7 protein-coding genes are annotated in these 17,735 nt (G+C 51.9%); all 7 read right to left on the bottom strand.

The window, feature by feature from the left end; genetic code table 11:
- Nucleotides 1–120: 120 nt before the first annotated feature.
- The 7 genes from nifJ to QZ311_RS07085 all read right to left on the bottom strand — a co-directional run bounded on the left by nifJ (nucleotide 121) and on the right by QZ311_RS07085 (nucleotide 17,138).
- Nucleotides 121–3,678: a pyruvate:ferredoxin (flavodoxin) oxidoreductase gene (nifJ, locus tag QZ311_RS07115; protein ID WP_297065974.1), complete on the bottom strand. Its 3,558-nt coding sequence runs from the start codon at nucleotides 3,676–3,678 to the stop codon at nucleotides 121–123.
- Nucleotides 3,679–3,966: 288 nt separating this feature from the next.
- Entirely contained in the window at nucleotides 3,967–4,977 is a 1,011-nt protein-coding gene (locus tag QZ311_RS07110; RefSeq protein WP_297065971.1) for an aspartate-semialdehyde dehydrogenase, read from the bottom strand.
- A 69-nt stretch (nucleotides 4,978–5,046) separates the two neighbouring features.
- Nucleotides 5,047–6,852, bottom strand: a complete 1,806-nt coding sequence (locus tag QZ311_RS07105) for a long-chain fatty acid--CoA ligase (protein WP_297065969.1) — start codon at nucleotides 6,850–6,852, stop codon at nucleotides 5,047–5,049.
- 319 nt (nucleotides 6,853–7,171) lie between these two features.
- Entirely contained in the window at nucleotides 7,172–10,624 is a 3,453-nt protein-coding gene (locus tag QZ311_RS07100) for a hypothetical protein (protein WP_297065967.1), read from the bottom strand.
- Nucleotides 10,625–10,772: 148 nt separating this feature from the next.
- The gene (locus QZ311_RS07095) at nucleotides 10,773–11,726 is read right to left on the bottom strand and encodes a hypothetical protein (protein ID WP_297065964.1); all 954 of its coding nucleotides are present in this window, start codon (nucleotides 11,724–11,726) and stop codon (nucleotides 10,773–10,775) included.
- A 100-nt stretch (nucleotides 11,727–11,826) separates the two neighbouring features.
- The gene (locus QZ311_RS07090) at nucleotides 11,827–13,893 is read right to left on the bottom strand and encodes a RagB/SusD family nutrient uptake outer membrane protein (protein ID WP_297065962.1); all 2,067 of its coding nucleotides are present in this window, start codon (nucleotides 13,891–13,893) and stop codon (nucleotides 11,827–11,829) included.
- A gap of 26 nt (nucleotides 13,894–13,919) precedes the next feature.
- Nucleotides 13,920–17,138: a TonB-dependent receptor gene (locus QZ311_RS07085; RefSeq protein ID WP_297065959.1), complete on the bottom strand. Its 3,219-nt coding sequence runs from the start codon at nucleotides 17,136–17,138 to the stop codon at nucleotides 13,920–13,922.
- Nucleotides 17,139–17,735 lie beyond the last annotated feature (597 nt).

The following is a 17,735-nucleotide window of genomic DNA, read 5'->3' as shown; positions in this document are numbered from 1 at the left end:
TATTTCGATGATTATCTGCAGGTCGTAAAAAGTAAGGTTTTATTAAAACATAGTCTTTCTCTAAGGAAGTGAAATTCCGAAGGGAAAGACTATGTTGAGTATTATTAAATAAGATTATTCTTACTTAACTTCGGGAGCGGGTTCTACACCCCACTGCTGCTGAGCGAGGCGGCGGTAGTTGTTGTAGCGCCACTGTGCGTTGGCCTTGGCAGCTGCGAAGAGTTCGGCAGCTTCTGCGGGATACTGCTTCATTACGGAAGCGTAGCGCACCTCACCCTTGAGGAAGTCTTCGAACTTATCCCACTGCGGTTCTTTCGAGTCGAGTGTGAAGGGGTTCTTGCCTTCTTCTTCGAGAGCGGGGTTGTAGCGCCAGAGATGCCAGTAGCCACATTCAACAGCCTTCTGCTGCTCTTCCTGTGCGTGACCCATACCGGTGCGGATACCGTGGTTGATACAGGGAGCGTAGGCGATGATGAGTGAAGGTCCGTCGTAAGCCTCAGCTTCGCGGATTGCCTTGAGAGTCTGAGCGTTGTCAGCACCCATAGCGATCTGTGCAACGTAAACGTAGCCGTAGGTCGAAGCGATGAGACCGAGGTCTTTCTTGCGGATGCGCTTTCCTGAAGCGGCAAACTTGGCGATAGCGCCGATAGGAGTTGCCTTTGAAGCCTGACCGCCGGTGTTTGAATAAACTTCGGTGTCGACAACGAGGACGTTAACGTTCTTGTTGGTTGCGAGCACGTGGTCGAGACCACCGAAACCGATGTCGTATGCTGCACCGTCGCCGGCGATGATCCACTGTGAACGCTTAACGATGTGCTCCTTGTTGGCGATGATAGCCTTGCAGATGTCGCAGCCACAAGCCTCGCAGAGAGGAATGAGCTTCTCGGCTACTTCAGAAGTAACAGCGAAGTCGTTGCGGTTTTCGAGCCACTTGCCGGCGAGTTCCTTGATTTCGGCGCTGCAAGAGGGGCATTCGAGAGCCTGCTGCATGAGACCTGCGATGCGGGTCTGGAGTTTTTCGTGAGCGAGGCTCATACCGAGACCGAATTCAGCGAAGTCTTCGAAGAGTGAGTTGGCCCATGCGATACCCTGACCCTTGGCGTTCTTGGTGTAGGGAGTTGAAGGAACTGAGCCTGAGTAGATTGAAGAACAGCCTGTTGCGTTAGCCACGATTTCGTGGTCGCCGAAGAGCTGAGAGATGAGTTTGACGTAGGGAGTTTCACCGCAGCCTGAGCAAGCGCCGGAGAATTCGAAGAGCGGAGTTGCGAACTGTGAGTTCTTCACGTTGCTCTTGATGTCAACGAGGTCCTGCTTGGAAGCGACTTCCTTAACGCAGTAATCCCATTCCTTCTGAACCTCAAGCTGAGTTTCGAGGGGCTTCATTTCGAGAGCCTTCACGCCCTTCTTGCCCGGGCAGACAGCAACACAGTTACCGCAACCGAGACAGTCGAGAACGTCGACGCTCTGGATGAACGACATGCCTGCAAACTGCTTGCCGATGGCGGGGATACCTGCCTTGACGGGGAGGTTGGCCATTTCCTTTTCGTCGAGGACGAAGGGACGGATAGCAGCGTGGGGGCAGACATAGGCACACTTGTTACACTGGATACAGTTTTCTTCGATCCATTCAGGAACGAATGCTGCTACACCACGCTTTTCGTAAGCGGCAGTGCCCTGTTCCCAAGTACCGTCTTCGCGACCTGCGAATGCGCTGACCTTGAGGAGGTCGCCATCCTGTGCGTTGATGGGGCGAACAACGTCGTTGATGAATGCGGGATCGTTGTTTGCTTCGGGAGCTTCAGCTTCGAGGTTGCTCCAAGCCTTGTCGACGGGGAGCTGCTTGTATTCGCCACCGCGGTCGACAGCTGCATAGTTCTTGTCGACAACGTCCTGACCCTTCTTGCCGTAGCTCTTGACGATGAATTTCTTCATCTGCTCAACAGCGAGGTCAACGGGGATCACTTCGGTGATGCGGAAGAATGCGCTCTGGAGGATGGTGTTGGTACGGTTACCGAGGCCGATTTCCTGAGCGATCTTGGTTGCGTTGATATAGTAAACGGTGATGTCGTTGTCTGCGAAGAACTTCTTGATCTTGTTGGGGAGGTTCTTGGCAAGTTCCTCACCTTCCCAGATAGTGTTGAGAAGGAATGTACCGCCCTTGCGGAGACCGCGGGTCACGTCATACATGTGGAGGTATGCCTGAACGTGGCAAGCAACGAAGTTCGGAGTAGTCACGAGGTAAGTCGAACGGATGGGATCGTCACCGAAACGGAGGTGCGAGCAAGTGAAGCCGCCTGACTTCTTAGAGTCGTAAGCGAAGTATGCCTGGCAATACTTGTTGGTGTTGTCACCGATGATCTTCACAGAGTTCTTGTTTGCACCTACAGTACCGTCAGCGCCGAGACCGTAGAACTTGGCTTCGAAAGTGCCTTCGCCGCCGAGTGCGATTTCTTCCTTCGGGGGAAGAGAAGTGAAAGTCACGTCGTCCACGATGCCGACAGTGAAGTGGTCCTTCGGCATGGGGAGTGCGAGGTTTTCGAACACTGAGATAATCTGGGCGGGAGTAGTGTCCTTCGATGCGAGACCGTAGCGGCCACCGACGATAACGGGGGCATTTTCCTGACCATAGAAGCAGTCCTTAACGTCGAGGTAGAGGGGTTCGCCGTTTGCTCCGGGTTCTTTTGTGCGGTCAAGCACAGCGATTGCCTTTGCAGTCTTGGGGACAGCGGCGAGGAAGTGCTTTGCAGAGAACGGACGATAGAGGTGAACAGCAACGAGACCAACCTTTTCGCCATTGGCGCGGAGATGGTCGATAGCCTCCTGAGCAGCCTGAGTTACAGAACCCATGGCGATGATTACGCGCTCAGCTTCGGGATCACCGTAGTAGTTGAAGAGACCGTATTCACGACCGGTGATACGGGTGATTTCCTTCATGTATTCCTCTACGATTTCGGGAACACGGTTATAATATTCGTTGCAAGCTTCACGGTGCTGGAAGAAAACGTCGCCGTTTTCAGCCATACCGCGTGCTACGGGTTTGTTGGGGTTGAGTGCACGTGCGCGGAATTCAGCGAGTGCTTCCTGATCGATGAGGGGAGCGAGGTCGTTCTGGTCCATCTCTTCAATCTTCTGGATTTCGTGAGATGTACGGAATCCGTCGAAGAAGTTGATGAAAGGAACGCGGCTCTTGATAGTGGCGAGGTGAGCCACACCTGCGAGGTCCATCACTTCCTGTACTGAACCTTCGGCAAGCATTGCAAAGCCGGTCTGACGGCAAGACATTACGTCCTGATGGTCACCGAAGATCGAGAGGGCGTGAGATGCAAGCGTACGGGCTGAAACATGGAAAACGCTGGGGAGAAGCTCACCGGCAATCTTGTACATGTTAGGAATCATAAGGAGAAGGCCCTGAGATGCGGTGTAGGTGGTGGTGAGAGCACCGGCCTGAAGTGAACCGTGAACGGCTCCTGCGGCTCCGCCTTCTGACTGCATTTCCTGTACCAGCACGGTTTCGCCAAAGATGTTTTTGCGACCGGCGGCAGCCCATTCGTCAACGTATTCAGCCATCGTTGATGAGGGAGTGATGGGGTAAATGGCAGCTACTTCAGAGAACATGTAGCTCACATGAGCAGCAGCTTGGTTACCATCACAGGTCAAGAATTTTTTTTCTTTACTCATAGTGGTTTTGGTAATCTATTTAAAGAATTGAGTTTTAGTTTCCTATGGTATGTGTAAAATGTTATCCGCAAAGATACAAAAAACTTTGGAAAACATTGGTATACTTATTGTAAAAAACCTAATAGACAGTGAAAAATAGCAAAAATAAATATGTAGGAGCTTCCGGTTGGTAGCCCCTACATATTTATTTTTTTTATTTTATATTTTCATTACTTTTCAGACTGTCACTGACACAATCTGAAAAGTGATGATTTGATATAAACGTGACGTTTTGGCTAAACTGCGCGTTTAGTTTCTCGGATGAGCTATCATATACTGTGCAATCTGCACGGCATTGAGGGCAGCTCCTTTCTTAATCTGGTCGCCTACGAGCCAGAAAGTAAGGCCGTTGGGATTGGCGATGTCCTTGCGGAGACGTCCTGCATAGACAGGGTCTTTTCCGGCGGCGTCAAGAGGCATAGGATATTTTTTGGCAGCGGGTTCGTCGACGACCACAAGGCCTTCGGCTTTTTCGAACGCACGGCGGGCGTCTTCAACACTGACAGGGGTCTCGGTCTCAATCCACACGGCTTCGCTGTGGGCACGCATGACCGGGACACGGATACATGTGGCGCTCACTTCGAGATTCGGTGCGTGCATGATTTTCTTGGTCTCGTGATACATCTTCATCTCCTCTTTGGTGTAGTCGTTGTCGAGGAACACGTCAATGTGGGGGATGAGATTGTAGGCAAGCTGATAGGCGAATTTTTCGACTGTGGGCTCTTTGCCTTCCGCGAGTTCCGCATACTGTTTCTCAAGCTCCTGCATGGCTACGGCTCCCGCACCCGAAGCTGCCTGATAGGTGGCCACATGGACGCGTTTGATGGGTGAAATATCGTTGAGGGGCTTGAGTGCCACGACCATGATGGCTGTGGTGCAGTTGGGATTGGCGATGATTCCGCGGGGGGTGTTGAATGCGTCTTCGCCGTTGACCTCGGGGACAACCAGAGGTACATCCTCGTCCATGCGGAAAGCGCTTGAATTGTCAATCATCACAGCTCCGTGTTTGGTAATGGTCTCGGCAAATTCACGCGAGACACCTGCGCCGGCCGATACAAAGGCGAAATCGACGCCCTTGAAATCGTCGTTGTGCTGGAGCAGACGGACGGTATATTCTTTACCGCGGAATGAGTAAGTTTTACCGGCGCTTCGTTCAGAGCCGAAAAGAAGGAGTTCGTCGATTGGGAAATTCTGCTCGTCAAGAACTCGCAGGAATTCCTGACCTACGGCGCCACTGACGCCAACGATTGCTACTTTCATCTTGTGTAATTCTTTGATTTAGCTTGTGTGATTAAATTTTATCTGCTTTACTGACAGATACCCGTCAAGTTATTCGTACATTGCGTCGATTTCTTTGGCATATATGCGGTTTATGGCATGCCGTTTTACCTTCAGCGTATTGGTCAACTCGCCTTTTTCCATGGAGAATGGTTTGGGCAGGATGGTGAAACGCTTGATTTTTTCATATGAGGCAAGGCCCTTCTGGGCTTCTTCGAGATGTTTGGTCAGGAGTTCGTGTATGCGTGGATTACGCACAAGCTCATCGATTGAATGATATGAGATGCGTTCGCGGGCAGCGAAATCCTTTAGAGCCGTGTAGTCGGGGACAATCAAGGCCGACACGAATTTCCTGCGGTCACCGATGACGGCTATCTGGTCAATATATTTGTCATCGCCCATGATTGTTTCTATAGCTTGCGGAGCTATGTATTTGCCGTTTGACGTCTTGAACAGGTCTTTCAGACGGTCGGTGAGGAAGATTGAGCCATGTTCGTCAATGTAGCCGGCATCACCTGTGCGGAACCATCCGTCGGAGGTGAATGCTGCTGCGGTTGCCTCCGGCTTGTTGTAATAGCCGCGCATCACCATCGGACTTTTGACAAGCACTTCGTTTTCGTCGCCGATTTTCACCTCGACAAATGGAATGGGAGTGCCGACCGAGCCGATTTCCCAGCCGGTTTGCGGGAAACATGACACTGTGGCGGTTGTTTCCGACAGACCGTAGCCTACGACTATGTTGATGCCGCACGAATGGAAGAATTCGACGATTTTTGACGACACCGGTGCTCCGGCAGTCGGAAATATGTTTCCGTGGTCGATGCCGATGGCGCTGCGGAGAAGACTGAACACTTTTGCATCAAAGAACTTGTAGCGCATCTCGAGCCACCACGGGGCTTTCTTGCCGATGCGGGCGTAGTCGATGTTGCGGCGGCGTCCGACTCTGATGGCACTCCTGACGAGCATGCGCATCGCAGGATTCATCGATGAGATTTTTTCCTGAACCGCTGTGTAGACCTTCTCCCAGAACCGGGGGACGGAACACATACATGTGGGGCGCACCTGCTGGATGGTCGACTGTATGTCCTGCGGGTCGCGGTTGACAGCCACTTTGATGCCTTTGACAAGGCAGAAATAAGTCCATCCCTTTTCGAAGATATGACACAGTGGCAGGAAGGCCATTGAGACATCCTTGTCGCTGACCATGTTGATGCGTCTCAGGTGGCTTTCCATAGCGGCGTCATAGTTGGAGTGGGTGAGTATGGCGCCCTTCGGTTCGCCGGTCGTGCCTGAAGTGTAGACAAGTGTGGCCAGATCGTCGGGTGTGGCGGATGATGTGCGTGATTTTACAAGATTCCTTATTTCGGCGGAAGCATTTTCACCGATTTTCATAAAGTCGCTCCATTGCATCGAACTGTCGTCGTCACCGTCGACCGTGATCGGCTTGATGACCACGATACGTTTGAGCTTCGGACACATCGGCATTGCTTGGCGCGCGATTTTATATTGTGTGGTATTGCCTACGAATAGCAATGGACATCCTGCGTCATTTAATATGTATGTCAGCTGTTCGAGCGAACTTGTGGCATAGATTGAAACTGAAGCCGCACGGTTGTTGAAACATGCGTAGTCGGTCACGATGTTTTCAGGACGGTTTGCCGAGAAGGTCGCGATATTGTCCGCCTCGCATATTCCGAGGGCTGCCATCGCCGCTGATGCCTTGTCGACATCGTCACTGAGTTTTTTCCACGAAATGTCGTGCCATTTTCCCTCGTTGTCCGGGGCGCTGAGTGCCGCACGCTCTCCATAATGGTTGGCCTGACGTGCAATCAGCCCGGTAAGTATATTGGTTTTCATAATGTTGGCTACTTTGGGGTGCAAAGTTAGCTAAAAATTAAATAGTTACAAAAAATAATATGTAAATGAAGGCGTGGCATGGCTGAAATTGAGGCTTCTTGCCGACACACCACATTGTTTTACTGTTGGTTGCAGACGGATTGTATTTAGCGGGTCCAATGTTTGTGTCTGACTTCGGAGGCGGATTTTGGCGGGATGTAAAAAAGGCAACCCGGCAGCCTTGGAAGGCCGGCCGGGTTGCGGTTCGTAGTCAATGACTCTCGGTTTCCTCACGGAAACAAGACAGATGGTCACGCCATCCGTCGAATAAGGATTGATTTTATTTCACGATTACTTTTTCGACACGGTTGCCCTGACGGCGGATGTAGAGACCGGGTGCGGGGCTGTCGACGCGGATACCCTGAAGGTTGAAGTATTCGACAGGGGCATTGTCGTCGGCTGTGATGTCGGAGATTCCGCTGAAGTCTTCGCCGAAGTAGCCGTTGGCGTCTGAGATGCGGAAGGCGTTGAGGCGTACTGTGCCGGAAACCGAAGCGGGTGTGATCTTGATGAAGCGCGATGCGGGGTTGAGTTCAAGCTCGCCCTTGAAAGGAAGGTCCTTTTCGGTGAGCACTCGTATTGTGCGCCATGTAGGTGCGATGTCGGCGTTGCGTGTTTCCTGAATCTTCAGGCGCACGGTTGTCTCATTGTCGGCATCGACCTCGATATACATCTTCTTTGCTTCCTCGCCGTAGTAGGCCATGACCTTGTCGCTGCTTGACGACGAGCGGAAGGCCACGTGGTCAGCGGTGACTTCGCCTGCATTTGTTCCACCGCCGGTCTGACACCAGTGGGGATAGTCGTTCTGTGAGGTCTGCACGAGTGAGCCTACAGTTTCGAAAGGTGCGGTTTCGTTGAAGGGGGCGAAATTCAGAGGAAGTGTTTTTGCTGCCTTGCCCCAGTGGGTTTCGCCGTCGGTCTTTTCGCGCGGGAAGTCCTTAGTGGTGATTTTGATTTCACCGATAAACGATTTGTCGCCGGCAACGTTGGTCAGCACACCCTCGGGGAACTTGACTGTATAGGTCGAATTTGCGTCAAGTGCCTCGTAGGCGATGTTGAGCTTCGCACCTGATGTGCCTACAGAGATGGTTTCAAACTGGTGGATGCCGTCGATGGAGGCTGAGCCTTCATATTTCACTTCCTGATTGAATGTGAGAGCGATTGAGCCGTCGGTATACTCGATTGTGTTGTCGAGGTTGCCGGCGGTCAGTTCGAGGGGTTCTTCACCGTCGGGTGCGATGTAGCGTTCGATGATGATGTCGTTGACATCGATTTTCTTTCCGTTTGATTCGAGACGGAACTGGACTTCGCCTGCATTGGTGTAGGTCGATGAGAACTTGAAGATTCTCTTCTTTGCGCCAAGCACGAGATCCTGCGAGGACTCTTCGCCACCGGCTATGGTGTAGAGTTTGACAGTCTGCTGCGAGGTCGAGGGATTGCCGAGGTAATATGTGACGACACACGGGCCCTGTACGGCCGGAGTGGTGACATATTCGCTGCCGTTGATAAACTGGATGCAGTTGGCTGTCGCTCCCTTGTCGTCTTCAGTGGCAGGGCCGTAGTCTTTGCTGCCGTCTTCCGAGAAGCAGCCCGGCATGGCTACGATTCGGCTTGAGGTTGCGCCCACACCGATTACCATTCCGTTGAAGCTTTTGGAGTCGTTTTTAGAACCTTTTTTGAAAATGTCGGTGTTGCCTGAGAGCGAGCCGTATTTTTCAGCATATTCAGCAGGAGTTGTGGTGAAATCGGTGTAGAATAACACACCGCCGGCGGTGGTAGTGAAACTCCATACCGTGCCTTCGGTTGAGCCGATGTCGTTGCGTGAGTCGACGCGCCAGTAGTATGTCTTGCCGGCGGAGAGGTCCTTGGTTTCCCATTTGGTGACTTTCAGGTTGTTGGCTACTGCGTCCATTGCGTCGCGGCTTTCACCGAGATAGAGAGTGTAGACCACTTCGCCACCGTATGTCTTGATATTGTCTTCCCAAGTGAATGTGATTCCGGAGGCGACACCTTCTTTTGCTCCTTCAGCCGGGAATGGGTTGACAGCCGGTTTGGGAGCTGACGGATCGTCGATAGTCTCGGTGGCTACGATGTCGGTGTAGTCCGAGTATAGGCCTTTGCCGTCGGTTGCACGGAGTCGAACCCAGTATTTTGTTGCGGGGGTCAGACCTGAGATTTCAACGCTTGTAGCGCCTGCGGCTGCTGTCGCGGCTTCCGCGAAGTTGCTGCCGTCGGTCGAAATTTCGGCTACGAATCCGTTTTCAGTGTTTTTGTTGATGCCCCATGATATTGTGATGGTCTCTTTGCCCTGATTGGTGACGGCAAGTGAAACCGGTTTCTTGATGTAGGGATATGCCTCGACGATAGAATTGGCATATACCTCAATCCATGCATAGCCTGTCGAGGGGTCGATGCTGACTGCGTCTGACGGGTCGTTGGGGTTAAGTCCGTTGGCGATTTCCCATTCGTCGGGGATTGCGTCGCCGTCAGTATCGAGAGGCTTTACGCCACCGCTGAGGATACCTTTGCCTCGGTGGGGAAGCTGTGATTCGCTTGTGATGCCATTTCGTGTGCCGGTCTTTCCGTAGCTTGCAAGCTCGTCAATAATATATTGGTCTACCTCGTCGCGCACAGGAAGTACAGGTCCTACGCTTGTGAGCATCCATGCGTAGGCTTCCTCTGCAGTCATCTTATTGGCGATTTCCGGGATGAGTTGAATCTGTTCGGTCGCGGTCGCGTTGTATTCGGTAATGTTTGCATTGAGGGCCTCGAGCGAGCTGAAATATGTCGAGTAGGGGGCAGTTCCGCTTTGTGCACCGCGCATTTCCTCTTCGGTCATGAGATGGCCGTCCAACACACCGTTTTTGTTATCATCATAATAATTCCCGGCTCCATAGTAACGGAACGATTTGATTCCGCGCACAAATGGGTCGGTTGAGCCGTTCCACGGACCTTTTACGAAATAGTTGTTCTCGATGTCGGCCCATGAATCGCCTTCTGAGTCGCTCATGATATAGCAGCCTCCGTCTCCCCAGTTATAGACAACGTTGTTGACATATTGGTTCAGGCCTTTAACTTTGGGATTGCGGGTCTTGTTTTCGATATACAGGTTTCGATAGAGGGTCACACCTCCGATGGTCTGTATCAGTCCGCCGCAAGAATGAGACTGGAGTCCCTGGCCGATGATCGAGTTCTGGATGGTTATGTTGGCAGGGCGCTTGTTCTTGTTGTCCCAGCTTACAGAGAAGTTCTCGTCGCGTCCCCAAAGAACGGAGAGATGGTCGAAAATCATGTCTGTTCCGTTTGCCACGCCGCAGGCATCCGCGCCGGATGTTCCGGTGATACCCATGCGGAAACGCATGTGACGGACAATAAGGTTGTTTGCATTTGAGAAGCTGACACGGTCACCGTAGACCTGTATGCCTTCGCCCGGTGCAGTCTGACCGAGGATGGTGTTGTTGCCTTTGAATACGAGAGCTGATTTGAGTTCAATCACGCCTGATACGTCGAAGACGATTATGCGTCCTTCCTTGCTGACGGCATCACGCAGAGAACCGGGGCCGGAGTCGTTGAGGTTGGTGACGTGGTAGATTTCGCCACCTCGGCCACCGGTGGTAAACCGGCCGAAACCTTCTGCCCCGGGGAATGCGAGTAGCTGTCCGTCGGCAGCGAAAGCGCTCAGACTCATGCCGAGAAGCCCGCATCCGAGAGCGAGTTTGCTGAATGATTTCATGATAAGATTGTTTTTTTGGGGGGTGGTAATGATACGTTATTTTATAAAAAAGACACAGAGGGAAGGAGAAACATATATTCCCGAGTTAATCAGGAATAAGTAGTGTGTGTCTCCTGCCCCCTGTGGCTATAAGTTATCAGCTATCGTATTAGCGCTGGATATATTTCTTGCCGTTCTTGATGACTACGCCCTTGTAGTTTTCGTCAACTTCGATACCCATAACGTTGTAGACGGGAGCGTTTTCATCGTTGTCGTTAGCGATGATATTTTCGATTGCTGAAGATTCAGATGCGTTTTCCATCACTACGTGATAGAGACCAAGTTCGCTACCGCCGCAACCGATACGGAAAGCAACGTTGCCCTTGAGGCCTTCGGGAAGAGCCACATCCATCTTGTAGTAACGCTTAGCTACTGCACCTTCGATGCCTTGAACAGGAATCACTTCACCAACAACGCCGTCAACAACGGGGACAACCTCTGCATAGAGACCCTTGTCGAGATATTTGCCACCTGCATGACCGATCCAGATAGTGAGTGAAGTCGGATTCTGGATAGCGGGGAACTGAACATATGTGCCTGTACGGCTGCCGGTGTTGGCATTGCGGTTAAAGGCGATTGCGTGGGTGGATTCAACCTGATCGGCTTCGCTTGCAGCACCGTAGTCGGTATCTACAGCGTGTGTGCCACCCCAACCCTTCATGAGAAGTGTACGGGCCGGTCCTACACCATTCTGATCCCAGCAGATGAAGGGATGTGTCATGTCAATTGGAGTGAAATCGCCATCGTTGCCTTCGAGAGTGTAAGTCTGGCCGTCAACGAGGTCGATAGCGCGGTTTGTCAAAGCGTGCCACTTTCCTTCTTCGTCCTTGACGTTGAACAATGTGCCGCAAGTGTTCTTGGCAGCACCGGTCTTGTCAATGAAGTCGTAATTGGTTGAGAAGCCGAGTCCTTCGAGTTCGGTAGCCTCGTCTACGATAGTTCCTGCTTCAGCGAAGATGGCCTTGCAGTAGATAGGAGTATTGTTGAAGTCATAAGTGAAGACTTCTGCATTTGCTCCGAATGCAGCAACGAGAGCTGCAGAAAGGATTAATGATTTTTTCATTGTGTAGAAATGTTTAATATGAATGAGTATTAAATTGTTAATAATGCCGTTGATTGGTTACTGATAGGGAGAAGGTCGTCCTCCTCCCTATCAGTTGTTTTTATTTGTAGGCGGGATGCTGTGTCAGGTTGGGGTTATCGATGAGGGGATGACCTGCACTTTTGGCTGCGAAGGGGCAGAGTTCGGTCTTGTTTTTCTCGAAACCGTAATAGATACCGGTCTTACCGGCTACCCATTCGGGATATTCGCCATTGTTTTCAGCTCTGCCGAGAGGCTTTGTATAGATTGACGCGCCAATGTTGAGAGCCGTGACAGCAGCGGGGGTATAACCGGCGCAACGGCGTGCATTCTTGTTATATGTGCTTGTCCATGCTTCAAACATCTTGACCGCATACCATGCTTCATTCTCTTCAGGTGTGATACCGTGTGCGGCAAGTACCTGATTGACTTTTGCCTTGAACTTATTGCGGTTGCTTGCGGTGTTGACCTGAGGTGTCGGTGACAGAAGCGCGATTTCATCAGCATCAGTGATTTCGATGAAGGGGACTGTCAGGAATTTCTCGCCGTAGGTGCAAGAGCTCATTTCGAGTTTGACCAGACGTATGGGAGCTACATCCGCATACTTGCCTGTGCGGTCAGAGAGGTCCTTGATGTCCTGCTGGTCCTGACGGATTTCCTTTTCGATGAGGTTGGTGCGGATGAGGTCGCCACGGACCACGAGCTCGTCGCCGAGTTCCCATTTGCGTTCCTGCATGATGGTTTCAAGGAATTCGTCATGGCTGCCTGATGCGATGGGCATAGAGCCGATGCCGGCACGGTCGCGGACTTCCTGCAGAGCGGAAATAGCTGCGCCTGTCGGACCGTTGTTGAGGTAGTTCTGGGTTTCGGCATACATCAGCAGAACGTCGGCATAACGGAGGAGGGGAACATCGACGTTACGCTTGGCTGCCGCATAGGGAGCCTGACACCACTGGATGCGGAATTTGCCGGGCATGATGCTTGAGAAAGTGGTGGCGCAGTTTGAACCGTCGAAGTTAGTTGCGTCGCTCAAGAAAGTGATTGAGTAGTTGGCACAGGTCACGTCGCGACGGGTGTCGTTTGCGGCGAATGACAGATAGTAGGTCGGGAGCTTAACTTGCAGAGTCTTGCGTGAACCGTAAGTTCCGCCCATACATCCGGGCTGTCCGTTATAGATACTGAAGTCGAAGTTGGTCGACTCGCCGAGGCTTGCGATGTGCCACATCATTTCCTGAGAAGTCACACCGAAGTTGCGCTGGCAGTAGTTGTAGAACAGAGTCTGATAGCCGCTCATAGAGCTGGTGTTCTGGATGAGGCTGTTTTCCCCGTGTTCGATTACTTCTTTGAGAGCATTGTCGGCGATGGTGTAGAGCTCGCGGACGCGGGCTTCGTCGTCGCGGCGTCCCATGTGGAGGGTAGAAGCATCGTTGGTCTCGGTGTTCCAGCGGAGCGAGTAGCCACCGGCATAGAGACAGATGCGGGCGAGGATGCCTTTGGCAGCCTGACGGGTGAGACGTTCGGGAGCTGAACCGTAGTCTGACTCAGAGAACCAAGGAAGGTCGTCGACACAGGCCTGCATCTCGCCGATGATACGGTCATAGATGCCGTCGCGGTCAGAACGCTTGGGATACCAAGTCTCGTCGGGTTCGGAGCTGATGGGGGTGTAGATTGCAGGAACGTCGCCATAGAAACGAATCAGTTCATTGTAAGCGAAGGCACGGATGAATGTGACTTCGGCAATGAGGGCGTTGCGTTTGTCGGTTTCGGGGAGGCCGGCAAGACGTTCGAGAGCGATGTTACATGACTCGATTGTCTTGTATGACTGACTGTAGACAGTTGTGGCTGTCGCAGGCAGAATCACGTCGTAGGCGAAGTTTGCCGAGCGCGGGCGACCGCCGACGAGGTCTTCCTCGCAGCTGAGAGTGACACCCGGATCGATAAACGGACGCCAGAGTTCCGAATATACGAGTGAGCGGTAGCAGCCTTTGACGAAAAGTTCGGCTTTGCCTTCGTCGGAGAAAACGAAGTCGAGGTCGTCGGCTGTATATGAAGGTTTATCAAGAGTGTCCTCGCATGAAGTGAGCATAGGTGCTGATGCTCCGAGCAGCATTGCTGCGGTGAGGAAACTGAATATATTTTTCTTGTTCATGTTGAATTCTTGATGTCAGATTAAGGTTAGAACGAGAGATTGAGACCTACAACGTAGCTGCGCGAGAGGGGATAGGTCGACGAATCGTAGCCGGGGGTACAGATGATGTTGTCGTTCTTGGCCGAAGCGTCGGGGTCATAACCTGAGTATCCGGTGATAGTGCAGAGGTTGTTGGCTGTGAAGTAGAGGCGGAGGTTGCTGACATGTACCTTCTTCATCCATTTCGCGGGGAAGGTGTAGCCGAGTGTCACCTGAGCGAGACGCAGGTAAGAGCCGTCTTCAACGAAGTATGACGAAGGATAGGTGATGGTGTTGACATTGTTTGTGGAGAGTGCCCAAGTGCGTCCGGCCTCGTTGGGGTTGAGTTCGCGGAGGCGAGCGACGTTTTTGGTCTCGCGACCTGTTGCCGGGTCGATGAGGCGGTAGTAGTTGTTGCCGAACTCGGTGGGTACGTTCTCGAAGGGAGCATAGGGGCTCATGGCGTGCTTGGTGGCATTGTAGATGTCGTTGCCAAGGTTGAATTTCATGAACACGTTGAGGTCAAATCCCTTGAATGTAAACTGGTTGTTGAAACCGCCGATGAGGTCGGGAGTACCGTTGCCGATTTTGACGAGCTTGCGTGTGAACTGTTTGGTTCCGTCCTCGTTTTCGGTGTCGGCCGCAAACTTGATGTCGCCGGGTTTGGGAGTGCCGGTGGCGGGGAGGACTACGCCTTCTTTGAGAGCACCGTAAGTGCCGTCTTCGTTGAGCTCGAAGTCGTCGGTGGTGTAGATGCCTTCATATTTGTAGCCATACATGTCGCCGAGGCTGTGGCCTACGGAAGCGTAGTAGGTGACTGTTCCCGAACGGTTGCCGCCTGCGCTGAATGTCTTGTGGTCCTCACCGCTTTCGAGGGCGATAACCTTCGATTTGTTGAGCGAGAGATTGAGTGTCGATGTCCACTGGAAGTTGCGAGTGGTCACGTTGACGGTGTTGAGCGAGAATTCCCATCCGCGATTGCGCATCTTACCTACGTTCTGATACTGCTTGCTGTAGCCGGTCGAGGTGGGGATGACGCAGTTCATGAGCATGTCGGAAATCTGGTTGTTGTACCACTCGACAGTGAGGCTGATGCGGTTGTTGAACATACCGAGGTCGAGACCTACGTTGGTTGCGTGGAGGGTCTCCCATTTGAGCTTCTTGTTGCCGAGTGTCGAGCCTACGACGTAGGCGGGCGAGTTTTCGTCGTTGTCGGTCGGGTAGGTTGTCATTGAGGCGTTTGTGACATAGAGGTTCGAGCCGATGCCGTTGTTACCTGTCACACCGTAGCCTACGCGGAACTTGAGGTTGTTGAACCATTCAGCGACAGCATTTTCCTGCCAGAATTTTTCCTGCGACACACGCCATGCGGCCGAAGCCGAGGGGAAGTAGCCCCACTTGTTGCCTTTTGCGAACTTCGAAGAGCCGTCGGCACGCATTGTTGCTGTAATGAGGTAGCGGTTGTCGTAGCCGTAGTTTACACGGCCGAAGAATGAGAGCATGTTGCTTTCGGAGTAGCCTGATTCCTTAGACGATACCTCGACGTTGGAAATGTCGTTGAGGCCGTGGTTGGGGTAGGGGAACTTGCGGAGTGTCCAGTTGTCCTTTTCGCTCTTAGAGAAGGAGTATTCCTGTCCGACCATAATCGAGAGGTCGTGTTTCTCGGCGAATGTCTTGACGAAGTTGAGGGTGTTGGAGATGTGCCAGCCTGAACCTGTTGAGTTTTTGATTGAACCGGTCATACCGGTGTTTTCCGGGTCTGCGAGGTAGCCGGTCGAGCGTTCGTCGGCGAAGCTCTTGCCCTTTGACCATGAAGTCTGATAGTTACCCTGAGTGCGCCATGACAGATATTTCAGGAAGTCGATGGTGATGCCTGCGTTGACTTCGAAGCGACGGTTGTGGCTTTCGGAAGTAGAAGCGAGGTTCTGGACGAGGGGGTTGTTGAGGTTATAGTTGCTGTCGAGCTTCTTGAACTGGATCGAAGTCTCGGAGTTCATGAGTTCGTCCTGAGTGAAGAGCGTACCGCCGTTGATTGGCTGGAGAAGCACATAGTCCATGTGGCCATAGTTGCCTCCGCCGTGGGTTGTCTTGTCGTAGAAGAATGAGTTGAAGTCGACTTTTACGCCTTTCCACAGCTCTGCGTTGATTTTGGCGCGGATTGAGTTGCGGCGGTAGTCGTGGTTGGCGAGAAGACCGTCCTGATTTACGTGGTTGTAGCTGAGAAGGACACGGGTCTTGTCAGTGCCTGTCGAGAGCGATACATTGTGGTTCTGGGTGGTTGCGTGACCGCCGAAGGCTTCGTCCTGCCAGTCGACCGAATAGGGGTTGGCCGCACTGCCATAGAGCTGGTCCATGGTGTTGAAGATGCCTGAATACCATTCGTTGTCGTTGTCGTAGTTGGCATCGTTGTAGCCTGTTGCCCAAGTGGTGGTCTTGCCCTGAAGTTCGGCGAGTTCATACTGGTAGCCGACGTAGTTACGGACATTCTGCATCATGTCGAGTTTCTTCGAGAGATAGTCGAACGATACGTAGCCGTTGTAGTCTACTTTGGTTTTACCGGCAGCAGCCGATTTGGTTGTGATAACGATGATACCGTTAGAACCGCGTGCACCGTAGATGGCGGTCGACGAAGCGTCCTTGAGCACGTCGATAGTCTCGATGTCGTTGATGTCGATGTTCTGGAGCGCGTCGGACATAGCGAAGCCGTCGACGATGTAGAGGGGCTTGGTGTCCTGAGTGAGCGACGCACCACCGCGGACGGTGACGTTCATCGATGCACCGGGAGCGCCGTTCTGAGAGACGATGTTGACACCTGCGGCCTTGCCCTGAAGAGCGGCAGCAGCCGATGTCACAGGCACTTTTGCAAGTTCAGAACCGGAGACAGAGGAGACAGCGCCCGTGAGGTCTTTTTTCTTGACTGTGCCGTAGCCGATGGCAACGACTTCGTCAAGTACGGTTGTGTTGTTTTCAAGGGTCACGTCAATCTTGGTCTGTCCGTTGACGGGTATTTCCTTGTTATCGTAACCGATGTAGGAGAATTGGAGAGTTGATTTTGATGGAACTGAGATGGTGTAGTTACCGTCAATGTCTGTGGCCACACCGTGTTGGGTTCCCTTCTGCATTACTGTTGCCCCGATAAGCGGTTCGCCGGTATTGTCGGTGACAGTACCGGTGACTGTGATGTTCTGGGCATAAACTGAAAGTGAGAAGGTCAAGGTCAGCAACATGGCCAACCAATAACGAGTTTTCTGACTTAAATTCATACACTCATGGTTTTTTTAGATTTTTCTATAATTGTTTTGATTAGTTTGCACTGTATCCCTCGCCGATATCATTACTAAAACAATAGATAAATGTGGCAATAAGATTGAGAATTATTCACGGAAACATAAGTGAGAGAGCCTTTCAGGTATTTGAGGAATGTTCGCCAAACTTCAGACGACATTTTCATACAAATGTACGGAGAAAAATTATCCCCCCAAACGGTTAACAAATTTTAACAAAATTAATGTACAAACTATTAAATTTTAACTATGAAGCTTCTGTTTTTAGCTATCCGTTCCAATGAATTCTAATGGCCTGTTGTTTCGCCCTGCCCGGACGGGGATCGGAATAGTGTCGAGATGAGATTGTCGGCCTTTCAATGTCGTGTGGGCAATGGTGTGGAGTGTGTGGGAAGCGCATTCCGTCAATGCGCTCGTCCCATAGCCACACCTGACAATCTGATGAAAAATATGTAGATTGCAATGGCCTTAGCGAGCTAACGGCAGCACAACATGTTTTTGTCAGAATAGTTACATTCGGCTTAATATAGGGTTAAAGAG

The organism is uncultured Duncaniella sp. (assembly GCF_910578445.1).
Taxonomy (GTDB): Bacteria; Bacteroidota; Bacteroidia; order Bacteroidales; family Muribaculaceae; genus Duncaniella.
This window is presented reverse-complemented; position numbering and strand designations above follow the sequence as displayed.